Source organism: Scytonema hankhaensis NUACC26 (assembly GCF_045865695.1).
In the GTDB taxonomy this organism is placed as follows: Bacteria; Cyanobacteriota; Cyanobacteriia; order Cyanobacteriales; family Nostocaceae; genus Scytonema.
The window spans coordinates 12816-29247 of the sequence record NZ_BAACAP010000128.1; the positions used below are offsets into that span (position 1 = coordinate 12816).

The 16432-nt window shown below is 41.3% G+C and carries 15 protein-coding genes; 7 read left to right on the forward strand and 8 right to left on the reverse strand.

What is annotated here, in order from left to right; translation table 11 throughout:
- The first annotated feature begins 105 nt into the window (after positions 1-105).
- Positions 106-699, forward strand: coding sequence for a Uma2 family endonuclease (locus tag ACKTT2_RS07420; RefSeq protein ID WP_407885319.1), 594 nt, complete (start codon positions 106-108; stop codon positions 697-699).
- 39 nt (positions 700-738) lie between these two features.
- Here the strand turns inward: ACKTT2_RS07420 and ACKTT2_RS07425 are convergent, their stop codons facing one another.
- On the reverse strand, positions 739-1335 hold the full coding sequence (locus tag ACKTT2_RS07425; protein WP_407885320.1) for a hypothetical protein: 597 nt from the start codon (positions 1333-1335) through the stop codon (positions 739-741).
- Positions 1336-1524: 189 nt separating this feature from the next.
- Here ACKTT2_RS07425 and ACKTT2_RS07430 point away from each other — a divergent pair, with 189 nt between their 5' ends.
- A complete protein-coding gene (locus ACKTT2_RS07430) occupies positions 1525-2250 on the forward strand; it encodes a Uma2 family endonuclease (RefSeq protein WP_407885321.1) in 726 nt (241 codons plus the stop codon).
- A 98-nt stretch (positions 2251-2348) separates the two neighbouring features.
- Here the strand turns inward: ACKTT2_RS07430 and ACKTT2_RS07435 are convergent, their stop codons facing one another.
- The 7 genes from ACKTT2_RS07435 to ACKTT2_RS07465 form a co-directional block, all read right to left on the reverse strand.
- The gene (locus ACKTT2_RS07435) at positions 2349-3758 is read right to left on the reverse strand and encodes a nitrogenase component 1 (protein WP_407885322.1); all 1410 of its coding nucleotides are present in this window, start codon (positions 3756-3758) and stop codon (positions 2349-2351) included.
- Positions 3743-5272 carry a nitrogenase component 1 gene (locus ACKTT2_RS07440; protein ID WP_407885323.1) on the reverse strand — a complete coding sequence of 510 codons (1530 nt, stop codon included), beginning with the start codon at positions 5270-5272 and terminating at the stop codon, positions 3743-3745. The genes ACKTT2_RS07435 and ACKTT2_RS07440 overlap by 16 nt, the downstream gene beginning before the upstream one ends.
- A 176-nt stretch (positions 5273-5448) precedes the next feature.
- Positions 5449-6840, reverse strand: coding sequence for a V-containing nitrogenase subunit beta (gene vnfK / locus ACKTT2_RS07445; protein ID WP_407885324.1), 1392 nt, complete (start codon positions 6838-6840; stop codon positions 5449-5451).
- A gap of 152 nt (positions 6841-6992) precedes the next feature.
- Positions 6993-8792, reverse strand: a complete 1800-nt coding sequence (vnfD, locus tag ACKTT2_RS07450; protein ID WP_407885325.1) for a nitrogenase vanadium-iron protein, alpha chain — start codon at positions 8790-8792, stop codon at positions 6993-6995.
- Positions 8793-9238: 446 nt separating this feature from the next.
- On the reverse strand, positions 9239-9640 hold the full coding sequence (nifX, locus tag ACKTT2_RS07455) for a nitrogen fixation protein NifX (protein ID WP_407885326.1): 402 nt from the start codon (positions 9638-9640) through the stop codon (positions 9239-9241).
- Positions 9641-9753: 113 nt separating this feature from the next.
- The gene (gene nifE, locus ACKTT2_RS07460; protein ID WP_407885327.1) at positions 9754-11148 is read right to left on the reverse strand and encodes a nitrogenase iron-molybdenum cofactor biosynthesis protein NifE; all 1395 of its coding nucleotides are present in this window, start codon (positions 11146-11148) and stop codon (positions 9754-9756) included.
- A 492-nt stretch (positions 11149-11640) separates the two neighbouring features.
- Complete coding sequence (locus ACKTT2_RS07465; protein WP_407885328.1) at positions 11641-11910, reverse strand: hypothetical protein; 270 nt, start codon at positions 11908-11910, stop codon at positions 11641-11643.
- Between the two features lie 300 nt (positions 11911-12210).
- Here ACKTT2_RS07465 and ACKTT2_RS07470 point away from each other — a divergent pair, with 300 nt between their 5' ends.
- The 5 genes from ACKTT2_RS07470 to ACKTT2_RS07490 form a co-directional block, all read left to right on the forward strand.
- Positions 12211-12684: a TOBE domain-containing protein gene (locus ACKTT2_RS07470; protein WP_407885329.1), complete on the forward strand. Its 474-nt coding sequence runs from the start codon at positions 12211-12213 to the stop codon at positions 12682-12684.
- A gap of 305 nt (positions 12685-12989) precedes the next feature.
- Positions 12990-14129 (forward strand): XRE family transcriptional regulator, encoded by a 1140-nt coding sequence (locus tag ACKTT2_RS07475; protein ID WP_407885330.1) that lies wholly within the window; start codon positions 12990-12992, stop codon positions 14127-14129.
- Between the two features lie 199 nt (positions 14130-14328).
- Complete coding sequence (locus ACKTT2_RS07480) at positions 14329-15495, forward strand: XRE family transcriptional regulator (protein WP_407885331.1); 1167 nt, start codon at positions 14329-14331, stop codon at positions 15493-15495.
- A gap of 267 nt (positions 15496-15762) precedes the next feature.
- Positions 15763-15996, forward strand: coding sequence for a hypothetical protein (locus ACKTT2_RS07485; protein WP_407885332.1), 234 nt, complete (start codon positions 15763-15765; stop codon positions 15994-15996).
- Positions 15966-16432, forward strand: a 467-nt coding sequence (locus tag ACKTT2_RS07490; RefSeq protein ID WP_407885333.1) for an AAA family ATPase, incomplete at its 3' end; no start/stop codon positions are given. The genes ACKTT2_RS07485 and ACKTT2_RS07490, both read left to right, overlap by 31 nt.

Below are 16432 nucleotides of genomic sequence, written 5' to 3' on the forward strand. Positions count from 1 at the left end.
CATTCTGAGGGGATGCCGAAATACGTGGTAAAATAGGGATCTACTTTTGCCTTGTTCGGTAAATTAAGCTAAACTTGCATTGAGACTCATCATGGAGTAATCTTGATGGTACAAATTAAACATAGATTTCAAAGCTTTGAAGAATATCTATCTTATGATGATGGCTCCGATAAACTCTATGAGTTATTTAATGGAGAGTTAATCGAGATGCCTCCAGAATCAGGAACTAATGTTCAGATTGCAAATCGTCTTTTCCTCATTTTTGCGATGATTGTAGGGATCGATAGAGTTCGAGGACATGGTTTAGAACTGGAAGTCAGAGGAGAACCCAGAAACCGTTATCCTGACTTAACAATTATTCGCCAAGAACATATTCAGCAGTTAGCAAAACGTAATACTATTCGCTTATCAATGCTACCTCCTCTACTGGTGATTGAAGTGGTTAGTCCAGGAGAATTGCAACGAGATAGAGATTTCATCGCCAAGCGATCGCAGTATCAAGATTGTTGTATTCCTGAATATTGGATTATCGACCCCGAAACTAAAACTATATTAATCTTAGAACTTACTGATAAAACTTACAGTGAGATAGGTAACTTTGCTGGTAGTAATTTAGTTGTATCTCCACAATTCAATCAACTAAATTTTAAAGTATCACAAATATTTGATACAGAAAATCAAGAGCCAACAATCGGATGACAGATTTAAACCACTACCAGTATAAGTAAAAGTAGTTTTTTATTTAATAATTTGTAGGAGAATACCAAGCAATCTACCGATTGGTTCAAGGGTAGTTTCTACTTTGTCAATATATAAAATTTGGTTTTCTAAACGTAAAAATCTCCACAACACACCAGTGGTAACGCAACCGTAAATAACATTTATAGATTTATTATTCTTAGCATTATATATCTGTGCAGCTAGCATTTCTGCTCCGCACTGACCTAATCCACTGTTAATATCCTGATTTTTTGCCTCCACTAGTGTCATTACGGGAGCACTAATAAAAAACTGTTCGCGGCTGCGACTAATTAAAAAATCAGGATTACCATTTAATCCCTGCTCTGGATCGACAGTAAACTCTTTGCCAGAAAATATAGATATTTGACTATTCATCTTACGTTTTACTTCTAGTAATACGGGAAAAATAACTAATTCTCCACGCGCTTTTTCAGTATTAATCGCTGTTGCTAAAGGTAAGTTTTCTTCTAGTAAAGTTAGTAGTAACTCACTAGGTTCAATAGGTTGAATGTCAGAAAAGAATTTGGTATTCTCAGATAGTTCTAAGTTAAAATCAGTGACTAGCTTTTGAAGGTCGAATTTATTGTAAGGCATTGGACACCAACCTACTAGCTTCAATCTACACTGAAATTTTATCAATTGGTTAAGTTGTTTGTGTTAGTGTGGCGGTCACAGATATGCGATAAGCTGAGTACAGCTTGCGCCGAAGCGATCGCTCATTATAGTTATTCGCTAAATATCTATACTATAATTGAAAAACTAAACGCCAGCGAGACAAAGACTATGCTGTCAAAAGATCTCAAAAATGCGTTACCAAGCACTGAAGAATTGCCTTGTAGTGACGATACACCTGTGGATAACGAAGACCAGAATTTTTTGCCCAACGTCTTACTATTTTTACTCAACTCAATCTGGGCAAATCGCACAGATTGGTACTTTGGGGTAGATATGGCAGTATATCACACCACAGGAGTCAGTCCCAAAGTACCCGTAGTGCCAGATGCATTTTTAAGCCTCGGCGTAGAACGGAAAAAGGGTGGTAAGTCTCGCCGCTCTTACGCGGTTTGGGAAGAAAATTGGGTAGTTCGCATACTGGTATTGGAAATGGTATCGCACACACCAGGGGGCGAATATGATGAAAAGATGGACATCTACACCAAACTGGGTGTGTTGTACTACGTAATTTATAATCCCGAATTTTGGCGACGCGACCAACATCAACCGTTTGAAGTGTATAAGTTAGTAGATGGCGAGTATAAATTACAGATAGGTGAACCTTACTGGATGAGTGAAATCGGTTTGGGGATTGGGAGATATCAGGGGATGGCTGCAGGTATTCCCCAAGAGTTATTGGCATGGTATAACGAAATGGGCGCTCGCTATTTGACAGGTGAAGAACAAGCCCAGCAAGAACGATTGCGGGCTGAACAAGAACGACTACGGGCTGAACAATTAGCGCAGTATTTGCGATCGCTCGGCTTTGACCCGAATAATTTACCTAGTGAGTGATGTGAAGCTGTTACACCTGGGTAAAACTTCTTCTGTGACATCAACGCCAACAGCATCCTTTAAGCAGTCGAGAGTATCTTGAGTAAACTCTTCTAAGTCTAATGAATATGTTTTGAACGAAAAGCTCTTTCCCAATCGTTAGCAATTACTTCCATCATATTAACCATTCCTTCGTAACCAAAATATGGTTTGTCAAGATAAGTCTCTCTATTAGTCGGACTAAATACATCAAAAGCAATTTTGATTCCTAATTCCTCTGCCATATATTTTTCCCATGCTGAGCCAAGAACGGCATCAGTATCAACTTCCGTTAAAGCTTGTTTTATCTGATACCCATCTGCTGAAAATGCCACGCGAGGAGAAATACCAAGACTTTGCAACTCTCTTTCCAAAATAGGACGAGATTCACGCATTGGTGAGCGAAACAACAAGACTTCGGGAATCATCTCCAACTCTTCAAAGAGCATTCTGACAAGTCCAATACCAATGGTTCCATCTACAGACACAGCAACTCTACAGTTACGATATCGGGGAATAATCATTAATGCTCGTCGGCGAAGTGTATCTATTACCATTTCTTCGCCTTGTTTGACAAGCGGTTCTACTCTTTGCTCTATCTGAAAATGTGCTGCTAATGCCTGCAACCACCGCGTAGTGTTTTTGACACCTATTGGTAAAGGGATGTCGTCAAGAATCAGGGGAATGTCGTGGGTCTGCTGCATTTTTCGAGCAAGTTTATACCCGACATCATGACTGAGAAGAATGTTGGCGGTAGCCTCACCAGCTTGCTCTAGTTCTTCAAAGGAGGTGTTATGGGATAATACCGTTTGTACTTTAATCCTTAAAGATTTTAAGGTCTGGGTTACCCAATTCAAATCAGCCCACCAAGTGGGATTTAGATTCGCTTGTGGTGCAATGATATTCACAATTCTCGGCTTTCTTCCCCTCCTCTTGGTCTGTCTTTTTTTGATGAAAGGAAGTAAAGCATCTAAACCCATTTCTAAACCATCATAAGCATTGCCTCGAAACCCACCAGCAAGTATAGGAACGAGTTTAGCATTGATTTCTGGTTGAAGCTTGTTGCATAAACCCTCAATATCTTCACCAATAATATCTGCCGCACAAGTGCCAACGACAAACATGACCTTAGCATGAAAAGATCGATCTGCCTCTTTAATCAGACTTTTGAGTTTCTCAGAGGCTCCCATGACAATGTCTGACTCAAAAAGACGAGTGCAACCAACTTTGCGCTTTGTAAAATCAACCTCATGGTTATCGTAGCCAGCTGCAACAGTTGAGGCGCAACCTTGGGGAGAATGAATCACAATGCTGACATCCTTAATACCAGCAACCATGTTAGCAATACCTTCTAAGGCACAGCCAACGATTGGATCTTTGCTATGGTCGCAATTGTCAAAAGTTAGTCCAGCAGGAATTTTCTTTTCTTCTGTTGCGAAAGGTATTGCATGAACTATGGTAGAATCTTCAGTTACTATTCCTGACAACATTTTCCTTTTCTCTTCTGTGCGTATACGGTACAATCGGGCAAGTCTTGGGCTAATTTTCCTGTCAGTGACTGAGCAGATGCTAACCCTGAGTTTTTCGGGAATACCATTTGCTTGGTTAAGGAACTGCGAGGTCTAAATCCATACTGGAGTGCAGTTTTAATACACTTAGCTACTTTTAAAGCTCCGCGATAGCCGAATCTGGGACGATTTAGGATGGCATTTAAATCGACAACGGGAATGTGTGGGAAACTCAAGGAAGAACCAAAATAGACCACCGAGTCTGCATCAAGACCACCAATAAAATTCAGTAATTCATCTTCCGTTTGTTTCATTGATTCATACTTACCAAAAGCCAACGTCCCTTTGGTAATCAGAATTTCTGGGTCTAATCCAGTTTCTAACAAGTAGTCTACACTGGTTTCCCGCGCCTCCGTGCTCCAGGGATGGAAGTTATAAATAACTGCACGCATCCCAAAATCGCGCTCCAACATATGAGCAATGGACAAGCACTTAATAGCATCATGCCCTTCGATAATCGCTAACTTCCCTTCTATATATTTTTTAGCTTCTTCAAATTCGGTCGCGATCGCGGCATATTCCTTCTTCATCAAGGCATCCGCCTGCTCTTCCATCCCTAAATATTTTGCAGCCCCTTTGAGCCATTTTTCTGTAGCGCTGATACCATAAGGAAGAATAGTAGAGTTCAGTGGAGTCCCGAACTTATCTGACATGGCTTTGCCAATAGTATAGCCGAGATCCAAACATAAGGTACAGTTGACTGCTGCACTCGGTGCTCGCTTGAGTTCATCTAACGTACAGTCTCCTGCAATTACGCTGTGAACTCGTGCTCCCATTCCTTCTATCAGTCGCACCAGTTCCTTGACATCGGTTTCTACTTCCGTCCTTTCAGGACCCATTTTTGCACCCACGATGTTGACAGCATCAGCTAGTTCTGCTTTCCGTTCTGGCGTGGGCGGCTCCATAAAGTCTACGATTTGCCGAAATACGATATCAAATCCACTACGATACTCCCCGGCAAATCCTTCACAATGTATCGTCATGATTTCAGACTGGATTTCGCTACGTGCTTTATTCACCACGTCGTCAACACAGTCCCCAATGATTCCAGACGCACAACTGGTGGCAACAACGATCGCATCTGGATTATATTTTTTATCGACTTCTAAAATCGCGCCTCGTAATTCTTTTTCTCCACCAAAAATAACCGCTTTCTCACTCATGTTTGTAGTAACTACGGGTTCATAAGGGGAACCACTGTTGCGGCTGTTGGTTAGTTTATATGCTCGCTTGACTCCATACGCACAGCCACTTGGACCGTGAGAAATGACAATCGCATCTTTAATCCCACTTAAAATCTTTGTTGCAGTCCAGAATTTACAGGGACGGGTATGACTACCTTGTAAGGCGGTCTTAATCTTACCCTCTTTTGCTAAACGATACAGTTCGCTTAAATTTCCGTAAAATACAACGTTTGAATCTATACTCGTAGCCATAATACCTCTTCAGTCTCTCATATCATGTCTGATTGAACATTTGTAATAACAAAACCCCGCCCCTAATCCCCAGAGGGGGCCCCGAGTTCCCCAACCCTCCCCAAGGCATCGGGGAGGGTGCCGTTAGGCGGGTGGGGTAAATTTGGGAATTGTTAAGTAATTAAGCGAACATGATATTACCAAACGTTCAAAATCCACTCGCGATCGAGCTTGTATTCCATATCTGCAAACAAGGCATTAGCGATCGCATCTCCCAGCCATTCTGCACCTCTATAACCAATTACGGGGTTTTTCCACAAACCCGAGCGGTCAAAGGTAGGAAAGCCGACTCGAACCATTGGAATTTTGTTATCAATGGCAATATATCGACCTTTAGAATGACCCAGAATCAAGTCGATATCACCTCTTTCCTTGACGCGGCTTTCTAGTTCCCACAAATCCGCATTCCAGATCACATCGATATCATATTCAGCGTGGTTTGCTCTCTTTTCTAACTCAGTCAGTCTGGGGTCTTTGGAAGGAGCTTTGCTATCATCTCCCAACAAGAGCAGCACTGGCTCTAACTCAACTTCAAGACAAAACTCTGCCAACCCAATGACCAAATCGGGGTCACCATAAATAGCCACTCTCTTATTTGCAAAGTACATATGAGCAAGGTCAGCCAAGGAGTCGATCGCTTTACCTCGTTCTACTACCAAAGATTCCGGTATTGGTTTACCAGTTAGTTTCTTGATATTTTGCAACCAGGCGTCGGTATTTTTGATACCAATTGGTGTAGGACCGACAACTGCGGGAACACCAAACTCCTTTTCCAAAAAGTCGGCGGCGTTACCACCTTCATATTTGCATAGGGCAATGGTACCGATGGCATTGGCAGAATCAGCAATATCTTCGATGGTGGTATTACCAAAGGTAAAGCTGGACTTATCCGGCATAGTTGCCGCATTGAAGGTTTCGGTATCAAATAAGATGTTGCCTTCAACCTCCATCTCTTGTAAGATGTGCTTGACTTCGGTGACATCTCCAGGGTTAACCCATCCTGTAATGATATTCAACTTACCATTTGGTTCACCTTTTTTTGCCAGATGAGTCACAAGGGACTGTACCCCAACATCATATCCTGTTACCTGACTACCTCGGTAACTGGGAGTATGTACGGGAATAAGAAGAACCTCGCGATCGGGATACTCTTGCTTTAAATATTTGTTGACCTTGTTAATAGTTCCTTCAACATCATCCCCAATTGTCTCAGTTGAACAAGTCGTAATAATGGGAATAATCCGGAGATCGGGATACCGTTGTACCAGCGTCTTTACCCCTTCCTCAATCCGTGGCATACCTCCAAAAACAGCGCTAGCTTCATGGAGTGAAGAAGAAGCAATGTCAAAATTTTCCTTCAAATGCTGAGCAAAGATGAGTCGAACAAACATGCTACAGCCTTGTCCCCCATGTACCAAGGGGATACAATCTTTGACACCAATGGCAGCATATTCTGCTCCAGCAGGTTGACAGGTAAAGATGGGATTGATGACCCCAGTCCGTTCTTTCTTTTTGACAGCTAAAGACATCTCAATTGCCTCCTAAATAGTGTAGAAATTTTGAGCAGAACTTAGGAATTTCCAAGAAAGAAATTCTTCGTTGATTGTGGGGCGGGCGAGGACGCCCACCCAGTGGGTAGGACGGGCTAGAAGCCCATCCCACAAGAAAAAGCCCTCATACTTTAATAAAGAGAATGATGCAATTCACCATTGAGCGAGCCAGTAATAGCGATACCGATCAGCTTTTGTCTAACTAATTCCAGTACTGCCTTTATATGTGTCTTCTCCATGCTACTTAACCATGAGAACTTAACTTTAAGCTCAACTACAAGGATTTTTGCGTCTGCATTATAAAGCTTGTCATGAGGTGTTTCAGCAGCTACCTGTTCTCCAGTCAAGATTTCGATGGCTTTGCCAATTACACCATTGATGTTTTCTTCTCTATCCCATGAACGAGAGTGGAACTGCCACAAACACCGCTCTTGAATATAGGTTGTGATTTCTTCAGTTCGCTCTTTAATGTAGGCTGTGATTTCTTCAGATTTCTCCTTCAAACTTTCATTGTTTTCCTCATTGGATGTCTCTGTCTCGGTTTCATCGGAGCGGATATCGAGTGCAGCCAATTTCATCAAAGGTGAGTAAATCGCATTGTACATATCTCTTGCCATATTCACAGCACCTTCAAATCCCATATACGGACCGTTGTGGTATCCATGTCCGTTTACATAGGGTAAGTGTAATTTCTTCACTAATGCTCCTACCCGTGGTCCTGTTAGAACCAAGTCGGGTTTCACCATCTCTAGCACCTCGAAGAATTCCAGTTCATTGCCATCATCAATATATATAGTCCCTTCTTGTCCTCTGGCTATCACTTTTTCAAAGTCTTCTTGGTGACCAAACTTCGAGGACATGGCTACCACTTGCATCCCCAGATCGTCTTCCAGAGCTTTTGTCCAGTGCCACAATCTCGGTCCACCCGTCCAGATACAGACTTTTTTCCCTGTCAAGCGTTCTTTATACCACGCTAACTTGGATTCGTATTTGGCGACTTCTTCAGCAATTACCGCTTCGGCTCTGTCTTCGATGCCAAAGAAGGCACCGATTTTCCGTAATCCTTCTTTGCAATAATCAAAGCCCCAAGTATCTACGTCCAAACGGGGAATACCATATCTTTTCTTCAACTCATTGGCAATATATCCCGCACTTCTGGCACAGTTGGTAACATTCAACTGCGCTCTGTGCATTCCACGTAGCGAGTCATAAGTCCCGTTCCCGGTAAAATGGGCGATAATTTGCACGCCCATCTTTTCCATGTATTTCTCTAAGACAAAGGTATCACCTTGGATGTTATAGTCGCCGATGACATTAATGGTATAAGGAGAAGTGATTTCTGGTTCAAATGTTCCTACTTTCTCATTCACCCAACCAATGTTGAGCACGTGGTGACCTTTGGATTGGCTGACACCAGCAAAACCGGGACACTCAACACAGAAGATGTCTACATCGCCAAGTTCTTTCTCAGCGCTTTTGACAACGGCTCGGATGTCATCGCCAATTAATGCGGTGGCGCAAGTGGTGTAGACAATCATCCGCTTGATGTCGGGAAATTCAGCAAAGGCTTCAAGTATAGACTTCTTGAGTTGTTTTTCACCACCAAAGACGACGTGAGACTCTTTCATGTCCGAAGACCAGACATACTTGAGTTGGAAGTTACCATTGTCACTCGGATAGCGTTTGGTGTGCCAGGTATCGTAAGCACAACCGATGGGACCGTGAATCAATTGGATGGTATCTTTCAGTACACCACCAATCACCAGCTTAGCTCCACAGTAGCTGCATCCTCGTTCTGAGAGTGAGCCGGGAATTGTTTCGACGTTGGAACTTGGGAGAAATTGTGTTGTGTCTTCTCCTTTCTCTTTAATGTAAACGTGCTTTTCCCGTTCGGGGATGCTTTCGTCGCATTTCAATAATTTTAATGCCATTGCTTATTGCTCCCGATCTGATGCAATATTCGTTTGCTTGGATTTTTCTTTTGTTTGAGAAGAAAAGTTCTTTTCTCTTTTCTCTTTTTAAATAGTAACTACATTTAGATATATTAATCGTCAATTTAACAACAAAAATACAAATTAAATTTTCAATTATAATTTTATTTTCATTTAGAATAGACAGTCTTGTCTATTTTTTATTACGCTTTACTTTTTTAAGTAAACAGAATATTTTATCTAAGTCAAGAAGCTATAAGAATAATGATTTTGATTTCTCAAATAGTATTTTAAAAAAGCCAAAACCCCGACTTCTTTGAGAAGTTGGGGTTCTAAGTCTTTCAAGTTTTACAAATTAGCTATAGAAATCTGAGCATCATTTGTAAAAGTCGAAAAAACTGCTTTATTCAACTTTTACCTAATCCCTAATCCCTATCCCTTACTGATTACTCTTCATTTTGAGAATATGCGAAGCTATTGTTCTCCTCTAGTAGAGCTTTACGTAACATAGGCGGTACACTGCCATTTAAACTATTTACTAGCATATGTAGAATATCAGGAACCGTATCATATTCTTGTGCTCTGACAAGAGTGACTCCCTGCTTCATTAATTTGTTTCCTACTGGTGTACCAATAGCTTTAACGTACAATATTTTGCAGTCAAGAACTGCCTCCATTTTTGGCGTAATCTTATCCTCATGAGTAGCTTCTTCTAAATCACCTTCAAAGGTCAAAGTTTCAACAAAATTAAATCCATCCTGAGAGACTTCATACACATCAATTTCTTTTGCCAAGCCAAAGTGAGTGTCAATATGAGTTCCATCGCTTGTTGTAAAAGCTACTTTCATTGATTTACCTCCAAAAATTTGATGAGTGATAAGAATTGTCCTTTGTCATTTGTGATTTGTCCTTTGTAAAAGACCAATGACCGATGCCCAATGCCCAATGCCCAATGCCCAATTTAGTCATTCCAAGGAGCAGGTTTTCTAACTTGTTCCCATACAGGACTATACAGAGCTTTATATAATTCCTGTGCCATTTTCAGCATCCCTGCATAGCTAGCGTAGGCATGATGTCGTTCGTGGTTAACATCTAAAAAAGGAATCCGCGCTTTCAGTGCTGTGTATTGATTGCTAGCCCCGGCAACTAACATATCAGCTTTTGTATCATTTAGTACCTTTAGTAATACATTAGGGCTTCCCTTTGACAAAACAATACCATCTTGACCAAGCAAGTCCTTAATTTTAGCTTTCTCTTCTTCTGTACTCTTGCGATCGCTAGTAGCAACAACTTCCATTCCTAAATCTCTCGCTGCTAAAATAATCGACCAACTTTTGACACCACCACTATAAAGAATAATGCGTTTACCTTTTAATTGAGAACGATAAAAAGCAAGTGCCTTATCTAGTGCTGCTGTTTCTTCTGCAATCAACCATTCCGTGCGTTCTTGAAGAGAGGGTGAAGTGATGCGATCGCCAAGAGATTCACTTAACGTTGCTGCAATATTCCGCAAGCAACGGTTCATGTTTTCTACTCCGTAGAAAGATTCTTCAATGTAAGGAATTCCATAACGTTCTTTCATTGTTTGTGCTATTCCTAGTGATACATTCGAGCAAATCACTACATTCAACTTGGCGCGATGAGCGTAGCAAATTTCTTGATAGCGAGCATCACCCGTGATTTTAGAGAGAACGCGAATACCTAATCTATTTAATAGTGGTAAAACATTCCATAAATCTCCAGCTACGTTGTATTCACCAATGATATTGATATCGAATGGTGTAGTAACTTCTGGTTCCGCCGTTCCGATCGCATATTCTAATAAAGCTTCACCACCAATACGATTACCTAAATTTTTACTACCAAGAAATCCAGGTGAATTTATATAGACAACCGGAATGTCAATTTTCTTGGCAGCTGCTTTACAAATACTGTTTGTATCATCACCAATTAAAGCAGTGACACAGGTAGCATAAACAAAAATAGCAGCTGGATTATAGCGTTGAGCGATGTTGAGAATAGCTTGATAAAGCTTTTTTTCACCACTAAAAATCACATCATTGTCACTCAAGTCGGTGCTGAAGCCAATTCTATGTAATTCAGAACCTGAAGAAAGGCTACCACGATTTTCCCAAGGGTTGCGAGTACAAGCAACCGAACCATGTACTAGATGAGCAACATCAGTAATTGGTCCTAGAGCAACCATCGCCCCTTCAAAAGGACAGTTCCCTTGTGATGCACCTGGTTGCGGTGGTTTTTTACAAGATTTCTTTTTCTTGTCCTCCAATTTCTTCTGGTTATGTTCGCAAGGTGTCTCATTCAGTAGTTGGTTGGTTTTTACTTGAGTGTTTTTCATGTCTTTTTTTACATTGAATAGGATGAATTGAAGGAATAAAGAATAAGTAAAATACTGAGGATTTTTTTTCAGGCTTTAGTATGAAGAAAAAATAGGGAAGTGGATAGTAAAAAGAGTAACCATAACAGATACAGAAGGTAGTTTTGGCGTATTTACCCCACTTCCCCTATCGGCAGCAAACCTATCAAATAGACATTTTCATCTCATTGGGTGTTCTCTAAAAGCTTGGGAATTAGAGGAAATGGGAAAAGGAAATTTCCCTTTCCCCGAGGTAGATACACCTAAATCATCATGTGTTAGATGTATCTCACCCAGCAAGCAAACTTTTATATTTAGTGAGGAATCACGAAGTTAGTGATTTCATCACGCTAAACAAAACTTTCCTGTGTCACGTGAAGTCAATCGTCAGTAAGTAAAGTTTCTTGAAATGTTGCGATTGTTCGAGACCATAGACAGACCATAAAAAGATAAAATATTTATCTTTTTCAGGAACTATAATCTATCAAATCCTTTAAAAATACAGTTACATTTTTTTGTAACTGATTTAACAGCACCTTGCAGAGAAATAACCACTTCTTCTAAAATCTTCCACTTCTGTAGGAAGATTAGAAGAATGCTTTCGCTTTTTCTTGCCCTTGATGCAAGCATAGCATACAACTTGCAAAAGTATTTGCTGTTTTTTATTTTTTTTGTAGCAACCAATTGATTTGTGTTGTATAAATACTTATTAAAACCAGATCCTATGGCAAGTTGAGCGTACACGATGCTAAAATAATTGCGATAACACAAATACTTTGCCTGCACATGGCTTATAATTATGCTTTAGCTTATTGGAGGCGAACCTTTTATCCTTTAATCGCCTGCTGTACTCCTCAAGAAGCTCCTCCTAAAGAAACGCGAGACAGCGAGCGCTTGAAGAGTATGCATTTTTACCCTCAAGTTGACTAGTGACTGTAATTGCAATTCAATCAAAAAATTGTCTTTTTTCAATAATTATCAGTGTTTGAAGAATTATTTAGCTTAAAGTTAACCATTGGTAGAATTTCACCGTTGTAACAATATATGCCAAGAAAAGAACAAGGATGGATTACATTTCAAGTTTCAGAGCAAGAGCGAAAACTTTTGGATGAATTATCTGAAAAGTTGCAACGCACGAAAACGGAAATTCTTCGGGAACTCGTGCGCGGACTGAATCAACGTTCCTGGCGATCGCCCGAAAAGCAGATACCAACAATATATGTATCGCCACAATCAATACCTACCAAACAGCGCTCGTTTGAAGGTGCTAACGCTCACTCTATAGAAATAACGAGTCCCAAAAAACCTCTGAAAGTTAGCTCTCCCAATATCCTTAAAGGCATAGTCACACAAGTGATTCGTACAGGAATTAGTAGTCAAGTGACTTTAAAGGTTGTTCATGAAGTAGAGTTAACTTCGATTATGACTACTGCTTCAGCAGATGACTTGGAGTTATACGAAGGAACAGAAGTTTATGCGGTGATTAATCCCTGTTTCCTGATTTTAGGTAGAGAATAATCTTGCCACCTCGTTTTTAGATTCTTGTTCAAGATTAAACTAGCAAAAATTCCAATTGAGTTGCTGTAAAAAGCTAAAATTGGACAAATATCTGAGCAATGAGTATGGTATCCTCGCTGCAAGGAAATCAAAAAGTCGCAAGAATCTTAGCTAAACGTATGCTATTCTTGCATTAGGATAATCGAAATTGTCAAGGCATTTTTCTGGTCTTTCAAAGCAAACTGCACATAAGAAAAGACCTAGCTATTGCCTGGGTAGATTAAGTTTATTCGCTGTGACTTTTTGTAACGGAGAGATACAGGCTCATGAAGCAGGACGGCAGTCTTTGCAACAACCTGAAGTCGATTAGAACTCGCTTGGGTATGAGCCAGCAAGATCTGGCTAATATAGCTGGCGTGACTCGGCAGACTATTAGTGGTGTGGAATCAGGACAGTATGCTCCTTCAGTTGCTGTGTCACTGCGTTTAGCCAAAGCACTGGGCTGTCAAGTCGAGAACTTGTTCTGGTTCGAGGAAGATTTGCCTACAGTTGAGGCAGTTCTTACGAAACCAGTCAAGAGTGTACAGCAATTGCGAGTTAGCCTAGCACGGGTTGGGGGTCAATGGATCGCTTATCCACTCGTTGGAAACGATGCTTTTCGTGTTGAAATGATTCCGGCGGACGGTGAAGCAGGTGAGGCACAAAGTAAGACAGGTACCAATAAAGTCCAAGTCAGACTTTTAGATGATATGGACAAACTGCACAATACAGTCGTTATAGCTGGTTGTACACCTGTGATTTCCCTCTGGGCGAAAGCTACCGAACGTTGGCATCCCCAGTTGCGAGTTCATTACAATTTTGCTAACAGCATGGCAGCATTGCGTAGTCTGTGCCGGGGTGAAGTCCATATCGCGGGCATGCACTTGTACGATCCGCAAACAGGGGAATATAACATTCCTTTTGTAAAAGAAGCTTTAGCAGGTAAGAATGCTGTCTTGATTACTATTGGAGTTTGGGAAGAGGGATTATTAGTTGCACCGGGAAACCCAATGGGAATTAAAACAGTTACGGATTTAGTAGATTTGGGAGCAACTATTGTTAACCGCGAACCAGGTTCTGGCAGTCGGATGCTTTTAGAACAAAAACTCCAAGAGGAACAAGTGCCATTTCAAATTCTTAAAGGATTTGACCGTATCGTCCACAGCCATAAAGATGTTGCTTTATCGATAGTCTCAGGAATTGTCGATGCAGGCGTGAGTACGGCATCTATAGCGACTGCCTACGGGTTGGGATTTGTTCCCCTACGTCGTGCGCGGTATGACTTGGTAATTCTCAAGGAATATTTGGAAGAAGCACCAGTACAGCAGTTACTAAGTACTTTGGGACATCGCCTAGTCCAATCGCAATTAGAGGTTCTTGGTGGTTATGACATCAGCAAGATTGGAGAAGTTGTGGCAAGTATTTAAGGAAGATTTTTCTCGCAAAAAAATTTTCCACAAGCAAATAAATTAGCAATATCTATGCTAAGGTTAATTTATGGGAATCAAAAAAGCGCGTATCTCAAAAGTCTAGAGGAAAAACAACTCATTCGTTGAGCCTCAGTCTGCTGCTTTGGTAAATCCGCTTCAACTCGCTACGCTTTTATATCACCAAGAGATAGTCCTAATGAAGACCGATAGCGACCTTCGTAACAGTTTGAAGTCCATTAGAGTCCGTCTGGGTATGAGCCAGAACGAATTAGCTAGCTTAGCAGGCGTGACACGTCAAACAATTAGTGGTGTAGAGTCAGGACAATGCGCTCCTTCGGTCGCTATGACACTTCGTTTAGCCAAGGCTCTTGGTTGTAAGGTCGAGGATTTATTCTGGCTAGAGCAGGACTTGCCTCAAGTCCAAGCAATTCTAGCAAAATCTATCTCTTATAGCAGTCAACAACAGCGAGTGAGTTTAGCGCGGATTGGGGGGCAATGGGTAGCATATCCCTTAGTGGGGAACGATGCTTTTCGTATGGAGATGATTCCAGCTGATGGTGAGATAGTTGCAAGTTCAGCCCTGAAGGAGGGTGAGGTTGATAGTCAGCTAGATCCCGATACAGTCCGAGTCAGACTTCTTGACGACATAGACAGATTTGACAACACAGTCGTAATTGCAGGTTGTGCGCCCGTACTTTCACTATGGGCAAGAGCGGCAGAACGCTGGTATCCTCAACTGAGAGTTCAGTATGAGTTTGCTAACAGCATGGCTGCCTTGCAGAGTTTGTGTCGAGGTGAGACTCATATTGCTGGGATGCACCTATACGATTCCCAAACTGGAGAGCATAATATTCCCTTTGTTCGTCAAGTCTTAGCAGGACAAGAAGCTGTTGTTATTACCCTTGGAATTTGGGAAGAAGGATTATTAGTGCAGTCTGGTAATCCCATGCAAATTACAACAGTGACTGACTTAGTCAAGGCAAAAGCAAAGATTATTAACCGCGAACAAGGAGCTGGCACTCGAATGCTTTTGGAACGTAAACTGAAAGAAGAGCGACTGTCATATGACTCCATTAGAGGATTTGATAGTCTCGCGAGAAGTCATCATGGTGTTGCTGATGCTGTCGTCTCAGGACTTGCAGATGCAGGAGTTTCTACAGCGTCTGTCGCTACGGCTTTTGGATTAGAATTTATTCCTTGGCATCAGTCCCGCTACGACTTAGTGATTCTCAAAAAATACCTGGAAGAAGCACCAGTACAGCAATTCCTGAATACCTTAGAGCATCGGTTTGTCCATTCACAACTAAAAACGATCGGTGGTTGTGATACCAGTAAAACTGGGGACTTAGTAGCAACAATTTAGATTGAGTTCAAAAATCAAATAAGACTCCTATAGAAGAATTTTTTCTTCTCCATTAATATAGTCGTTTTCAGTTGAATGAAGTACAAATTTATCCGCGTGCATCTGCTACAGGCTGCGGTTCCATAACTTTATTTATATATTGTACCCAATTGAAAACCGCTATAAAATTGACGAGATTGTATCCATTTTTGTAGGAAAAATTTTCATCCTTTTTTAGTCATAGAAATACCTTTCAGGTAAGACAAATAATCACCAACAATAACTCACATGATACTTCTTATTCCTAGATATGCGGTAGAGCGATCGCCGCCATCAGCACTGTTGTTTGTCAATCGCCTTCGTTTGACACAAGTACAACACGCTTTGCAAGACGCTCTACATAAGGTCACAACTGTAGTCTCACAGTGTGAACGCCTCATGAACCACAGACCCAACACTTCATTATTATTAATTGTGGGAGAAAACTCATCATGGCTGTTGACGACAAAATTAGACAAATAGCATTCTACGGTAAAGGCGGTATTGGTAAGTCCACTACTTCCCAAAACACCCTCGCTGCTATGGCAGAAAAGGGTCAGCGCATTTTGATTGTAGGTTGCGATCCTAAAGCAGATTCCACTCGTTTGATGCTGCATAGCAAAGCTCAAACTACCGTACTTCACCTTGCTGCTGAGCGTGGCGCAGTCGAAGATTTGGAACTAGAAGAAGTCATGCTCACAGGCTTCCGTGGCGTGCGTTGCGTAGAATCTGGTGGTCCCGAACCTGGTGTAGGTTGCGCTGGTCGTGGTATTATCACCGCTATTAATTTCTTAGAAGAAAATGGTGCTTACCAAGACGTGGACTTTGTGAGCTACGACGTGTTGGGTGACGTTGTATGCGGTGGTTTCGCTATGCCTATCCGTGAAGGTAAAGCACAAGAAATCTACATCGTGACCTC

Excerpts from the sequence above, each read along its gene's own strand:
- ACKTT2_RS07420 (WP_407885319.1), top strand. The coding sequence starts at position 106 with ATGGTACAAATTAAACATAGATTTCAAAGCTTTGAAGAATATCTATCT.
- ACKTT2_RS07425 (WP_407885320.1), bottom strand. The coding sequence starts at position 1,335 with ATGCCTTACAATAAATTCGACCTTCAAAAGCTAGTCACTGATTTTAAC.
- ACKTT2_RS07430 (WP_407885321.1), top strand. The coding sequence starts at position 1,525 with ATGCTGTCAAAAGATCTCAAAAATGCGTTACCAAGCACTGAAGAATTG.
- ACKTT2_RS07435 (WP_407885322.1), bottom strand. The coding sequence starts at position 3,758 with ATGTTGTCAGGAATAGTAACTGAAGATTCTACCATAGTTCATGCAATA.
- ACKTT2_RS07440 (WP_407885323.1), bottom strand. The coding sequence starts at position 5,272 with ATGGCTACGAGTATAGATTCAAACGTTGTATTTTACGGAAATTTAAGC.
- vnfK (WP_407885324.1), bottom strand. The coding sequence starts at position 6,840 with ATGTCTTTAGCTGTCAAAAAGAAAGAACGGACTGGGGTCATCAATCCC.
- vnfD (WP_407885325.1), bottom strand. The coding sequence starts at position 8,792 with ATGGCATTAAAATTATTGAAATGCGACGAAAGCATCCCCGAACGGGAA.
- nifX (WP_407885326.1), bottom strand. The coding sequence starts at position 9,640 with ATGAAAGTAGCTTTTACAACAAGCGATGGAACTCATATTGACACTCAC.
- nifE (WP_407885327.1), bottom strand. The coding sequence starts at position 11,148 with ATGAAAAACACTCAAGTAAAAACCAACCAACTACTGAATGAGACACCT.
- ACKTT2_RS07470 (WP_407885329.1), top strand. The coding sequence starts at position 12,211 with ATGCCAAGAAAAGAACAAGGATGGATTACATTTCAAGTTTCAGAGCAA.
- ACKTT2_RS07475 (WP_407885330.1), top strand. The coding sequence starts at position 12,990 with ATGAAGCAGGACGGCAGTCTTTGCAACAACCTGAAGTCGATTAGAACT.
- ACKTT2_RS07480 (WP_407885331.1), top strand. The coding sequence starts at position 14,329 with ATGAAGACCGATAGCGACCTTCGTAACAGTTTGAAGTCCATTAGAGTC.
- ACKTT2_RS07485 (WP_407885332.1), top strand. The coding sequence starts at position 15,763 with ATGATACTTCTTATTCCTAGATATGCGGTAGAGCGATCGCCGCCATCA.